The organism is Pseudomonas sp. BN515 (assembly GCF_029873155.1).
GTDB lineage: Bacteria > Pseudomonadota > Gammaproteobacteria > Pseudomonadales > Pseudomonadaceae > Metapseudomonas.
In genome coordinates, this window is sequence record NZ_SSOH01000073.1 from 161,027 (window position 1) to 174,254 (window position 13,228).

General features: G+C 63.1%; 10 protein-coding genes. All 10 read right to left on the bottom strand.

Annotation, left to right across the window (positions count from 1 at the left end):
• Positions 1 to 48 precede the first annotated feature (48 nt).
• Entirely contained in the window at positions 49 to 1,338 is a 1,290-nt protein-coding gene (gene eno, locus E8E91_RS19900; protein ID WP_280368236.1) for a phosphopyruvate hydratase, read from the bottom strand.
• 144 nt (positions 1,339 to 1,482) lie between these two features.
• Complete coding sequence (gene kdsA, locus E8E91_RS19905) at positions 1,483 to 2,328, bottom strand: 3-deoxy-8-phosphooctulonate synthase (protein WP_028627461.1); 846 nt, start codon at positions 2,326 to 2,328, stop codon at positions 1,483 to 1,485.
• A 3-nt stretch (positions 2,329 to 2,331) separates the two neighbouring features.
• Positions 2,332 to 3,963: a CTP synthase gene (locus E8E91_RS19910; RefSeq protein WP_280368231.1), complete on the bottom strand. Its 1,632-nt coding sequence runs from the start codon at positions 3,961 to 3,963 to the stop codon at positions 2,332 to 2,334.
• A gap of 172 nt (positions 3,964 to 4,135) precedes the next feature.
• A complete protein-coding gene (tilS, locus tag E8E91_RS19915) occupies positions 4,136 to 5,452 on the bottom strand; it encodes a tRNA lysidine(34) synthetase TilS (RefSeq protein WP_280378117.1) in 1,317 nt (438 codons plus the stop codon).
• A 69-nt stretch (positions 5,453 to 5,521) separates the two neighbouring features.
• Positions 5,522 to 6,472 (bottom strand): acetyl-CoA carboxylase carboxyl transferase subunit alpha, encoded by a 951-nt coding sequence (gene accA / locus E8E91_RS19920; RefSeq protein WP_280378120.1) that lies wholly within the window; start codon positions 6,470 to 6,472, stop codon positions 5,522 to 5,524.
• Between the two features lie 127 nt (positions 6,473 to 6,599).
• A complete protein-coding gene (dnaE, locus tag E8E91_RS19925; protein ID WP_280378122.1) occupies positions 6,600 to 10,124 on the bottom strand; it encodes a DNA polymerase III subunit alpha in 3,525 nt (1,174 codons plus the stop codon).
• A gap of 106 nt (positions 10,125 to 10,230) precedes the next feature.
• The gene (gene rnhB / locus E8E91_RS19930; RefSeq protein ID WP_280378126.1) at positions 10,231 to 10,833 is read right to left on the bottom strand and encodes a ribonuclease HII; all 603 of its coding nucleotides are present in this window, start codon (positions 10,831 to 10,833) and stop codon (positions 10,231 to 10,233) included.
• On the bottom strand, positions 10,833 to 11,966 hold the full coding sequence (lpxB, locus tag E8E91_RS19935) for a lipid-A-disaccharide synthase (protein ID WP_280368220.1): 1,134 nt from the start codon (positions 11,964 to 11,966) through the stop codon (positions 10,833 to 10,835). The genes rnhB and lpxB overlap by 1 nt, the downstream gene beginning before the upstream one ends.
• Positions 11,967 to 11,970: 4 nt before the next feature.
• Positions 11,971 to 12,747, bottom strand: coding sequence for an acyl-ACP--UDP-N-acetylglucosamine O-acyltransferase (gene lpxA, locus E8E91_RS19940; RefSeq protein WP_280378129.1), 777 nt, complete (start codon positions 12,745 to 12,747; stop codon positions 11,971 to 11,973).
• Positions 12,744 to 13,184 (bottom strand): 3-hydroxyacyl-ACP dehydratase FabZ, encoded by a 441-nt coding sequence (gene fabZ, locus E8E91_RS19945; protein WP_280368215.1) that lies wholly within the window; start codon positions 13,182 to 13,184, stop codon positions 12,744 to 12,746. Before fabZ ends, lpxA begins: the two co-directional genes overlap by 4 nt.
• Positions 13,185 to 13,228: the final 44 nt, after the last annotated feature.

A 13,228-nucleotide genomic window follows, 5' to 3' on the forward strand; every position in this document is an offset into this window, starting at 1 on the left:
CATTCTCAACGCAGTTATTCCGACGCGCAGCCGATCGTAGCCAGTCTCTTAGCCGCGGAATTCCGCACGGCCACGGTAGGGAGCCTTCTCGCCCAGTTGCTCTTCGATACGCAGCAGCTGGTTGTACTTGGACACGCGGTCGGAACGGCACAGGGAACCGGTCTTGATCTGACCGGCGGCGGTGCCTACGGCCAGGTCGGCGATGGTGCTGTCCTCGGTCTCGCCGGAACGGTGGGAGATCACCGCGGTGTAGCCGGCAGCCTTGGCCATCTGGATGGCTTCCAGGGTTTCGGTCAGGGAACCGATCTGGTTGAACTTGATCAGGATCGAGTTACCGATGCTCTTCTCAATGCCTTCCTTGAGGATCTTGGTGTTGGTCACGAACAGGTCGTCACCCACCAGTTGAACCTTGGCACCGATCTTGTCGGTCAGGCCTTTCCAGCCAGCCCAGTCGGATTCGTCCATGCCGTCTTCGATGGAGATGATCGGGTAACGCTGGGTCAGGCCGGCCAGGTAGTCGGCGAAACCGGCGGCGTCGAACACCTTGCCTTCACCGGCCAGGTCGTACTTGCCGTCCTTGAAGAATTCGCTGGAAGCGCAGTCCAGGGCCAGGGTCACGTCGGTGCCCAGCTTGTAGCCGGCGTTGGCAACGGCTTCGGCGATGGCGGCCAGGGCGTCTTCGTTGGAGGCCAGGTTCGGGGCGAAACCACCCTCGTCACCTACGGCGGTGTTCAGGCCACGGGCCTTCAGCACGGCTTTGAGGTGGTGGAAGATCTCGGCGCCCATGCGCAGGGCGTCGGCGAAGTTCTTGGCGCCAACCGGCTGAACCATGAACTCCTGGATGTCGACGTTGTTATCGGCGTGCTCGCCACCGTTGATGATGTTCATCATCGGTACCGGCATGGAGTACTGGCCGGGGGTGCCGTTCAGGTCGGCGATGTGGGCATAGAGCGGAACGCCTTTGGCTTGGGCAGCGGCCTTGGCGGCAGCCAGGGACACGGCGAGGATGGCGTTGGCGCCCAGCTTGCCCTTGTTCTCGGTGCCGTCCAGTTCGATCATGGCGCGGTCCAGGGCTTTCTGGTCAGCAGCGTCCTTGCCCAGCAGCAGGTCGCGAATCGGGCCGTTGATGTTGGCCACGGCCTTCAGAACGCCCTTGCCCAGGTAACGGCTCTTGTCGCCATCACGCAGTTCCAGTGCCTCGCGGGAACCGGTGGATGCACCGGACGGCGCGCAAGCGCTGCCTACGATGCCGTTCTCGAGGATCACATCGGCTTCCACAGTGGGGTTGCCACGGGAGTCCAGAACCTCGCGGCCCTTGATGTCGACGATCTTTGCCATTGTTGTTAGCACTCCAAATGTTGACGAAAACGCTCAGCAGAAAGTGAGGCGATTCGCCGGGTCTCGGGGTCGGCCGACCCGGCGAATGTCCTGACCGATCGGTCAGATTGTGCCCACGCGGCACTTTACCGGAGAACGGCCGGTTCAGGCAGTCTCGATCGGCGGAAAACTCTTGACCAGGTCGTCCAGCTGCTTGAGCTGGGACAGGAAGGGTTCGAGTTTGTTCAGGCGCAGGGCGCAGGGACCATCGCACTTGGCGTTGTCCGGATCCGGATGGGCCTCGAGGAAAAGGCCGGCCAGGCCCTGGCTCATGCCGGCCTTGGCCAGGTCGGTGACCTGGGCACGGCGGCCACCAGCGGAGTCGGCACGACCGCCCGGCATCTGCAGGGCGTGGGTGACGTCGAAGAATACCGGGTACTCGAACTGCTTCATGATGCCGAAGCCGAGCATGTCCACGACCAGGTTGTTGTAGCCGAAGGAAGAACCGCGCTCGCAGAGAATCAGGCGATCATTACCGGCCTCCTCGCACTTGGTGAGGATGTGCTTCATCTCCTGGGGCGCGAGGAACTGGGCCTTCTTGATGTTGATGACCGCGCCCGTCTTGGCCATGGCGACCACGAGGTCGGTCTGGCGGGACAGGAAGGCCGGCAGCTGGATGATGTCGCACACTTCGGCCACCGGAGCCGCCTGATAGGGCTCATGGACATCAGTGATCACCGGCACGCCGAAGGTCTTCTTCACTTCCTCGAAGATCTTCATGCCCTCTTCCAGGCCCGGGCCACGGAAAGAGTTGATCGAGGAGCGATTGGCCTTGTCGAAGCTGGCCTTGAACACGTAGGGGATGCCGAGCTTCTCGGTCACCCGCACATATTCCTCGCAGACTTTCAGGGCCAGGTCGCGGGACTCCAGCACGTTCATGCCGCCGAACAGCACGAACGGCTTGTCGTTGGCGATGTCGATGTTGCCGACGCGGACGATCTTCTGCGCCATGGGTCAGGCCTTCTTCGCTTTCTGCGCCAGGGCGGCGTTGACGAAGCCGCTGAACAGCGGGTGACCGTAACGCGGGGTGGAGGTGAACTCCGGGTGGAACTGGCAAGCCACGAACCACGGGTGATCCGGAGCTTCTACCACTTCGACCAGTGCGCCGTCGCCGGAACGGCCAGTGACCTTCAGACCGGCTTCCTGCAGTTGCGGCAGCAGGTTGTTGTTCACTTCGTAGCGGTGGCGATGGCGCTCGACGATCTCGTCCTTGCCATAGCAATCGTGAACCAGGGAACCGTTCTCCAGCTGGCAGGCCTGGGCGCCGAGGCGCATGGTGCCGCCCAGGTCCGAGGCTTCAGTACGGATTTCGGTGGCGCCGGTGGCGTCTTCCCATTCGGTGATCAGGCCCACGACCGGGTGGCCGCTGGACTTGTCGAATTCGGTGGAGTTGGCGTCGGTCCAGCCGAGCACGTTACGGGCGTACTCGATCACCGCCACTTGCATGCCGAGGCAGATGCCGAGGTACGGGATCTTGTTCTCGCGGGCGAAGCGCACGGTGGATATCTTGCCTTCCACGCCGCGCAGGCCGAAGCCGCCCGGAACGAGGATGGCGTCGACACCTTCGAGCAGGGCGGTGCCCTGGGTCTCGATATCTTCGGAATCGATGTAGCGCAGGTTCACCTTGGTACGGCTCTGGATGCCGGCGTGGCTCATCGCTTCGATCAGCGACTTGTACGCGTCCAGCAGTTCCATGTACTTGCCGACCATGGCGATGGTGACTTCCTTCTCCGGGTTCAGCTTGGCATCCACCACGCGGTCCCACTCGGAGAGGTCGGCACTACCGCATTGCAGGCCGAAGCGCTCGACGACGAAATCGTCCAAGCCCTGGGCGTGCAGCACGGACGGAATCTTGTAGATGGTGTCGACGTCCTGCAGGGAGATCACCGCACGCTCTTCCACGTTGGTGAACAGGGCGATCTTGCGACGGGAAGACAGGTCGACTTCATGGTCGGAACGGCAGACCAGCACGTCAGGCTGCAGGCCGATGGAGCGCAGCTCCTTCACCGAGTGCTGGGTCGGCTTGGTCTTGGTCTCGCCGGCGGTGGCGATGTAGGGCACCAGGGTCAGGTGCATCAGCATCGCGCGCTTGGCGCCCACTTCCACGCGCAGCTGGCGAATGGCTTCGAGGAAGGGTTGGGACTCGATGTCGCCGACGGTGCCGCCGATTTCCACCAGGGCCACGTCCGCACCGGCGGCGCCCTTGATGATGCGGTGCTTGATCTCGTCGGTGATGTGCGGGATCACCTGGATGGTGGCGCCCAGGTAGTCACCACGGCGCTCCTTGCGCAGCACGTCGGCGTAAACGCGGCCGGTGGTGAAGTTGTTGTTCTGGGTCATCGTGGTGCTCACGAAGCGCTCGTAGTGGCCCAGGTCGAGGTCGGTCTCGGCGCCGTCCTCAGTCACGAAGACCTCACCGTGCTGGAAGGGGCTCATGGTGCCCGGATCCACGTTGATGTACGGATCCAGTTTGAGCATGGTGACCTTCAGTCCCCGAGCTTCCAGAATGGCGGCCAAGGATGCCGAGGCGATGCCTTTCCCCAAAGAAGAAACAACACCACCCGTGACGAAAATGTAGCGCGTCATGAAAAACCCTAGAAGTCTGCGTTTAGGCGGAAAGCCGCCGGGGAAAGCGATGAAGGGCTATGGCCTTCAACCATGGAGCGCCACTGGGCGCTACTGCAAAAGCAGCAGCCGCCGATTCCGAAGGAATCAGCGGAAGCTATGTAAGACGGGAGCGTAGTCTACCGGAAAGACCCTACCAGCTCAAACCTTGGTCATTCGTCGGTGGCGTCCAGCGCAGCCGCCAGTTGCCCGCAGGTGGACCATCAAGGCCGGGAAGATTGGCGATGGCTTGCAAGTCACCGTCCACCAGCAGCAGCGGCAATCGGCCGCGGACAAAAGCCGGTACACGGGATTCATTGAGCAATCGTTTGAGGTCGCGACGCCCTCGCCCTGCGATCAAAAGCACTTCACCGCCCTGGCGATAGCGGATTTCGAGCATTCCAGCAGGAGGCGTCCCCTCGATTTCCAGCCGTCCGTTGCCGGGCAGTACAAGCTGTCGGGCGGGGTCGGGCCAGGTGAGATTCGAAGCCGGCGCGGCGAGCCAGTCGCCGGATAACCACCACAACCGTCCGTCGGCGCGCTGCAACTCGCCCTTAGCCAGACGCCAGACAGGCATTGCATCGATTGCCGCATCCCGCAGGTCTTCCCACCCTGCCCAATGGTCGCTGTCGGGCAGCGGCGTCAGCGGCGCCAGCCAGAAGCGCAGTGCGTTGCGCTGCCGGGCAGGCGAGAGGGACGCGAGCGATTGCAGCTTCAGGGACGGCAGGGTCAGCCAGGAGAATTCGCTGATGCCAGACGCCCTGTCGAGATCGGCCCGTGCCAGTTCACCCAGCAGGCCTTCCGCCTCGGCCATGTGCTCGGCACTGCGCGCCAAGCTTTCTACGGCCTTGGGCCAGCGGGCCTGCAACCCCGGGAAGACGTCGTGACGGAGATAATTCCGAGCGAGTGAGGTGTCGGCATTGCTCGGGTCTTCCACCCAGGCAAGGCCTTCGGCACGGGCGAAGGCCTCCAGCTCCGTGCGAGAAAACTGCAGGAACGGCCTGACCAGGATACCCGCCCCCAGAGGGCGGCTTTCCGGCATGCCCGCCAGACCGCGCACACCCGCGCCGCGCAACAGGCGGAAGAGCAGCGTTTCCGCCTGGTCGTCGCGATGCTGGGCGCTCAGCAGCACTTCGCCTACTCCCAGCTGACGACAGAAAGCGGCGTACCGAGCATCCCGGGCAGCCCTTTCCAGGCTGGGCCCGGGGTCGACCTTCACCCGCAACGCCTTGAGCGGCACACCCAGTTCGTCGCAGACCCGCTGACAATGTTCAAGCCAGGCATCGGCCGCAGGCTGCAGGCCGTGATGGATATGGATGGCGGAAATCGGTGGCAGGACTTCGCGACGGGCGAGGCGCACCAGCAGATGAAGCAGTACGGAGGAATCAAGCCCGCCAGAGTAGGCAACGTGCCAGGCCGGCGCATGGCGCCAGGGGGCCAGGGCAGTCAGGAGGCGGGACTCGAGGGACATGATGTGGCTCAAAAAAAATCGGGCCCCAAGCATAAAGCCGGGGCCCGATCTTTACAGCTTCTGACGGGATCAGGCTACGCCATAGCTCATCAGACGGTCATAACGACGCGCCAGCAGATCCTCATTGTTGAGCTTCTGCAGGGTTTTCAGCTGCTCGGAGAGCTCCTTGCGGATCGACTCGGCGGCTGCAGCCGGATCGCGGTGGGCGCCACCCAGGGGCTCGGCGATCACCTTGTCGACGATTCCCAGGCCCTTCAGACGCTCGGCGGTGATGCCCATGGCTTCAGCGGCATCCGGCGCCTTCTCGGCGGTTTTCCACAGGATCGAGGCACAACCTTCCGGCGAAATCACCGAATAGGTGGAGTACTGCAACATGTTCAGGCGGTCGCAAACGCCAATGGCCAGTGCGCCGCCAGAACCGCCTTCACCGATCACGGTGGCGATAATCGGGGTCTTGAGGCGAGCCATGACACGCAGGTTCCAGGCGATAGCCTCGCTCTGGCCACGCTCCTCGGCATCGATGCCCGGGTAGGCGCCGGGGGTATCGATGAAGGTGAGGATCGGCATCTTGAAGCGCTCGGCCATTTCCATCAGGCGGCAGGCCTTACGGTAGCCCTCGGGGCGCGGCATGCCGAAGTTGCGGCGGACCTTCTCGCGTACGTCACGGCCTTTCTGGTGGCCGATGATCATGACCGGCTGGTCGTTCAGACGGGCAATGCCGCCGACGATGGCCGCGTCATCGGAGAAATGACGGTCACCGTGCAGCTCGTCGAACTCGGTGAAGATGTGCTCGATGTAATCGAGGGTGTAGGGCCGGCGCGGGTGGCGTGCCAGTTGGGCAATCTGCCAGCTGGACAGGTTGCCGAAGATGCTCTCGGTGAGCGCGCTGCTCTTTTCCTGCAGGCGAGAGATCTCGTCAGTGATGTTCAGGGCGTTGTCGTTACCGACCAGACGCAGCTCCTCGATCTTGGCTTGCAGATCGGCGATGGGCTGTTCGAAATCCAGAAAGTTCGGGTTCATAGGCTTCCGTCGTGCGCTTGGGGCCAGGCGGCTGGTTCCATTTGGCGCCCTACCTTAAGGGATCGGGCGCGTTCGGGTCGAGATCAAATCGAAATCGGGCCGGTGCGGGCGTGCCATCACGCTCGCATCAGCGGTAGTGCAGGAAGACGTTGTCGCGCCCGAACTGGTCACGCAATGCCTGAATCAAAGCGTCGGCCGGTGCGATCCGCCAGTCGTCGCCGAACTGCAGCAGGGCCTTCGCGTCATTGCCGCTGTAGTCCAGGGTCAGGGGGCAGGAGCCGCGATGGCGGCCGCACAACTCGGCCAGCCAGCGCAGGCGATCGCCTTGCAGGGCGCTGAAGTCCACCTTCATCCGCAGGCTTTCCGCCAGACCGGTACGGGCTTCCTCCAGGCTCAGCACACGCTTGGCGCGCAGGCGCAGGCCACCGGAAAAGTCGTCGTGGCTCACCTCCCCTTCCACCACCACCATGGCGTCGGTCTGCAACAGGCCGCTGGCAGCGTTGAAGGCATCGGCGAAGAGCGAGGCCTCGATACGGCCGGAGCGGTCGTCGAGGGTGATGAAGCCCATCTTGTCGCCCTTCTTGTTCTTCATCACCCGCAGGTTGACGATCAGGCCGGCGATGATCTGGGTGTCCCGCGCCGGTTTCAGCTCGACGATGCGCTGGCGGGCAAAGCGACGGACCTCGCCCTCGTATTCGTCAATCGGGTGGCCGGTGAGGTACAGGCCCAGGGTGTCCTTCTCGCCCTTCAGGCGCTCCTTGAGGGACATTTCCTTGGCTCTGCGGTGATTGGCGTAGAGATCCGCCTCCGGCTCGGCGAACACGCCACCGAAGAGGTCCATATGGCCGCTGTCATGGCTGCGGGCGGTCTGTTCGGCGGCCTGGATGGCTTCTTCCATGGCGGCCAGCAGCACTGCGCGGTTGGTGTCGATACCCGCCTGGTAGGCCTTGGGCTCGTTGCTGAAGAACGGACCGAGGCGATCCAGCGCACCGCAGCGAATCAGGGCTTCCAGGGTCCGCTTGTTGATGCGCTTGAGATCGACGCGATTGCAGAAATCGAACAGATCCTTGAAGGGACCGCCTTCGGCGCGGCACTCGGTAATGGCCTCCACCGGACCTTCACCCACGCCCTTGATGGCGCCCAGTCCGTAGACGATCTGGCCGTCATTGTCGACGGTAAAGCGGTACTCGGAGTTGTTCACGTCCGGCGCGACGATGCGCAGCTTCATGTGCCGGCATTCTTCGATCAGCGTCACCACCTTGTCGGTGTTGTGCATATCCGCAGTGAGAACCGCGGCCATGAAGGGTGCTGGGAAGTGCGCCTTGAGCCAGGCCGTCTGGTACGAAACCCAGCCGTAGGCGGCCGAGTGGGATTTGTTGAAGCCGTAGCCGGCGAACTTTTCCACCAGGTCGAAGATGTTGCCCGAGAGGGTGGGGTCGATGCCGTTGCTGGAACAGCCTTCGATGAAGCCGCCGCGCTGCTTGGCCATTTCCTCGGGCTTCTTCTTACCCATGGCGCGGCGCAGCATGTCGGCGCCGCCGAGGGTGTAGCCGGCCATCACCTGGGCGATCTGCATCACCTGCTCCTGGTACAGGATGATGCCGTAGGTGGGCTTGAGCACCGGCTCAAGGCCGGCGTACTGGTAGTCCGGGTGCGGATAGGAAAGCTCCGCGCGACCGTGCTTGCGGTTGATGAAGTCGTCCACCATGCCTGACTGCAGCGGCCCCGGGCGGAACAGCGCTACCAGAGCGATCATGTCTTCCAGGCAGTCCGGCTTGAGCTTCTTGATCAGCTCCTTCATGCCGCGGGATTCGAGCTGGAAGACGGCGGTGGTCTCCGCCTTCTGCAGCATGTCGTAGGTTTTCTTGTCGTCCAGCGGGATACGGTCGATGTCGACCAGGGGCTTGCCCAGCTTCTCCTGCTCCCGGTTGATCATCTCCATGGCCCACTTGATGATCGTCAGGGTACGCAGGCCGAGGAAGTCGAACTTCACCAGGCCGGCGGCTTCCACATCGTCCTTGTCGAACTGGGTCACCAGGCCGGCGCCCTCTTCATCACAGGCGATCGGCGAGAAGTCGGTGAGTTTGGTCGGCGCGATTACCACGCCACCGGCGTGCTTGCCGGTACCCCGGGTGATGCCTTCCAGCTTCAGGGCCATGTCCCAGATTTCCTGGGCTTCCTCATCAGTCTTGAGGAAGTCGCGCAGCACCTCTTCCTGGTTGTAGGCCGCCTCCAGGGTCATACCGACTTCGAAGGGGATCATCTTCGACAGGCGATCTGCCAGGCCGTAGGACTTGCCCTGCACCCGGGCCACGTCGCGCACCACTGCCTTGGCCGCCATGGAGCCGAAGGTGATGATCTGGCTCACCGCATTACGCCCGTACTTGTCGGCCACGTAGTCGATCACCCGGTCGCGGCCGTCCATGCAGAAGTCGACGTCGAAGTCGGGCATGGAAACGCGTTCGGGGTTCAGGAATCGCTCGAACAGCAGGTCATAGGCCAGCGGGTCGAGGTCGGTGATCTTCAGCACGTAGGCCACCAGCGAGCCGGCACCCGAGCCACGGCCCGGTCCCACCGGCACGCCGTTGTTCTTGGCCCACTGGATGAAGTCCGCAACGATCAGGAAGTAACCGGGGAAACCCATCTGGATGATGGTGCCCAGCTCGAATTCCAGGCGGTCGATGTAGACCTGCCGCTTCTCTTCGTAGTCAGGCGTGGTGTCCTTGGGCAAGAGCACGCTCAGGCGCTCTTCCAGCCCCTCAAAGGAGGCATGACGCAGGTAGTCGTCGATGCTCATGCCGTTGGGCGTGGGGAAGTCAGGCAGGAAGTGCTTGCCCAGCTGGACCTCGATGTTGCAGCGCTTGGCAATCTCGACGGTGTTCTCCAGCGCCTCGGGGATATCGGCGAACAGCTCGGCCATTTCCGCCGGGGACTTGAGGTACTGCTGATCGGAGAAGTTGCGCGGGCGGCGCGGGTCATCCAGGACCCGGCCCTCGCCGATGCACACGCGGGTTTCGTGGGCCTCGAAGTCGTCAGGCTTGATGAAACGCACGTCGTTGGTGGCCACCAGCGGTGCGCCGCAACGATCGGCCAGGGCGACGGCCGCATGGACGTGCTCTTCGTCGTTGACTCGCGAGGTGCGCTGAAGCTCCAGGTAGAAACGGTCGGGGAAGACGGATTGCCACTCGGCCAGCAGGGCTTCGGCACCGGCCTGGTCACCATTGAGCAGAGCCATGCCGACCTCCCCTTCCTTGGCGCCGGACAGGGCGATCAGGCCCTCGGCGGCCTCCTTCACCCAATGGCGCTGGATGATCACCAGACCGTTGCTCTGACCTTCGGACCAACCACGGGAAACCAGTTCGGTGAGATTGCGATAGCCCTTGGCATTCATCACAAGGAGCGTCATGCGGCTCAGGGGGCCGTCCTCGACAGGGCTGTCGAGCCAGATATCGGCGCCGCAGATGGGCTTGATGCCGCCACCCATGGCGGTCTTGTAGAACTTCACCAGCGAGCACATGTTGCTCTGGTCGGTGATCGCCACCGCCGGCATACCCGCTCCCGCCACGGCCTTGACCAGTGGCTTGACCCGCACCAGGCCGTCTACCAGGGAGTATTCGGAATGCAGACGCAGATGGACGAAGGAAGCGGTCATGGAAGTCCTATGCAAAACGCGAAAACGACAAGGCCCGGATTGTACCGGGCCCTCGGACAAAGCTACAGGCTTGGGGCAAGGTCGCGGACAGGAGCGACAACGGGCCTCAGCGACCGCCCTCGATCAGCTCCCGGACAGGGCCGAAGGAGCGACGATGAATGGGAGTCGGCCCTAGGCGGCGCAAGGCCTCCAGATGGACGGCAGTGGGATAGCCCTTGTGCCCGGCGATGCCATAGCCGGGGTAGAGCGCATCCAGCTCGGCCATTTCCCGATCGCGGCTGACCTTGGCCAGGATGGAAGCCGCAGCAATGGCCGGTACCTGGCTATCACCCTTGACCACCGGCGCACTGGGCACCTTGAGCTTGGGGCAGCGGTTGCCATCGATCAGTGCCAGTTTCGGGGTCACGCTGAGCCCTTCAACCGCACGCTGCATCGCCAACATTGTGGCGTGCAGGATGTTCAGTTGGTCGATCTCTTCTACCTCGGCGCGGGCGATGCACCAGGCGAGCGCCTTCTCGCGGATTTCGTCGAACAACGCTTCGCGACGCGCTTCGGAAAGTTTCTTCGAATCGTTCAGGCCGAGGATCGGCCGCACCGGGTCGAGGATCACTGCAGCGGTTACCACCGGACCGCAGAGGGGGCCTCGGCCGACTTCGTCGACGCCAGCCACCAGTTCTTCCACCAGGCTGAAATCCAGGCCAAGTTGCATCAGGACACTCCAATCAATTTCAGGATGGCGTCGGCCGCCTGCCGCGACGCGTCCTGGCGCAGGGAGCGGTGAATGACATCGAAGCCGTGGGTCTGCACCTCGCCGTCATCCAGTAGCGGCGAGACGGTCTGTGCCAGGGCCTCCGGAGTCGCAGCGTCCTGCAGCAGCTCAGGCACGAGCAGGCGCTGGGCCAACAGGTTGGGCAGGGACACGTAAGGACTCTTCACCAGACGCTTGAGGATTCGGTACGTGAGCGGCGCAACCTTGTAGGCCACCACCATCGGACGCTTGTAAAGGAGCGCTTCCAGCGTGGCGGTACCGGAAGCGATCAACACCGCGTCGCAGGCGGCCAGGGCTTCGTGCGAGCGCCCGTCCAGCAGTTTCAGGGGAAGGTCACGGCCGGCCACCATCGCCTCGACCTGTTCGCGCCGCTCCGGGCTCGCGCAAGGCAGGACGAAACGGATGCCGGGCCGGATTGAGCGCAAGCGCTCGGCGGCATCGAGGAACAAGGCCCCGAGCTTGCCGACTTCGCCGCCCCGGCTTCCGGGCAGCAGCGCTACCACGGGGGAATCTTCGGGCAGGTCGAGCTGCCCACGCGCTACCGCGCGATCCGCTTCCAGCGGAATGGCATCGGCGAGCGGGTGACCAACAAAGCGCACTGGTACGCCGTGCTCTTCATAGAAGCGAGCCTCGAAGGGGAAGAGCGTGAGCATCAGATCGCAGCCTTCACGAATCTTCAGCACACGCTTCTGCCGCCAAGCCCAGACCGACGGGCTGACGTAATGAACGGTCTTGATCCCGGCCCGGCGCAACTTGAGTTCGACCCCGAGGTTGAAATCCGGTGCGTCGATGCCGATGAAGACGTCGGGACGCTCGTCGATCAGGGTCTGGATCAGCCGCTTGCGCCGACGCAGCAGCTCTGGGAGGCGACCGAGCACCTCCACAAGGCCCATGACCGCCAGGCGTTCCATGGGGAAATAGGATTCCAACCCTTCGGCTTGCATGCGCGGGCCGCCAACGCCGATGAACTGGACGTCGGGATGGCGCGCCTTGAGCGCCTGCATCAGGGTGGAGCCGAGGATATCGCCGGACGCCTCGCCGGCAACCAGCGCGATGCGCAAGGGACGATTCATGGTCTCAGCGGGTGATGCCGCGGGTCGAGGACTGGATGGAGTCGCGGAAAACGGCAACTTCCGGGAACTGGGCAGAGGATTCGGCCAGTTCGGCCAGTGCCTGCTCCACGGTCAGCCCCTGGCGATAGACCACTTTGTACGCACGGCGCAGGGCCGCGATGGCCTCCGCGCTGAAACCGCGACGGCGCATGCCCTCGAAGTTCATGCTGCGGGCCTCGGCCGGGTTGCCGAAGACGGTGACGTAGGCCGGTACATCCTTGCCGATGGCGGTTCCCATGCCGGAGAAGCTGTGGGCACCGATACGGCAGAACTGGTGAACCAGGGTGTAGCCGGAGAGGATCGCCCAGTCATCCACATGCACGTGGCCGGCCAGTGCGGTGTTGTTCACCAGAATGCAATTGTTGGCGATGACACTGTCGTGGCCGACATGCACATAAGCCATCAGCAGATTGTGGTCGCCAATGGTGGTTTCAGAGCGGTCTTGCACAGTGCCACGGTGAATGGTCACGCCTTCGCGGATCACATTGTGGTCACCGATCACCAGGCGGGTGGGTTCACCCTTGTACTTCAGGTCGGGCGTGTCTTCGCCCACCGAAGAAAACTGGTAGATGCGGTTGTGCTTGCCGATGCGGGTCGGTCCCTTGATGACCACATGAGGTCCGACCACGGTCCCCTCGCCGATTTCCACATCGGGTCCAATGATCGACCAGGGGCCGACCTGAACTCCATCCGCCAGCTTGGCTGTCGGATCGATAATGGCGCGAGGGTCAATCAAACTCATAGTTTGCGTTCCGCACAGATGATCTCTGCCGAGCAGACTTCCTTGCCATCGACGCTGGCTTGGCAGTCGAACTTCCAGATACCGCGTTTGACGCTGACGAACTTCGCATCGAGGATCAGTTGATCACCCGGCAGCACCGGCTGGCGGAAGCGCAGCTTGTCGGAGCCAACGAAATAATAGAGGGTGCCGTCGGCGGGCTTCACGTCGAGCATCTTGAAGCCGAGGATACCGGCCGCCTGTGCCATGGCTTCGATGATCAGCACGCCGGGCATGATCGGGTGCTGCGGGAAGTGGCCGTTGAAGAAGGGCTCGTTGATGCTGACATTCTTGTAGGCGCGAATGCGCTTGCCTTCAACATCCAGTTCCACCACCCGATCCACCAGGAGGAAGGGGTAGCGGTGCGGCAGATATTCGCGAATCTCGTTGATGTCCATCATGTTCCTGGAGCCTTTTCAGAGGATTGGGGATGCACGGCGCTGCG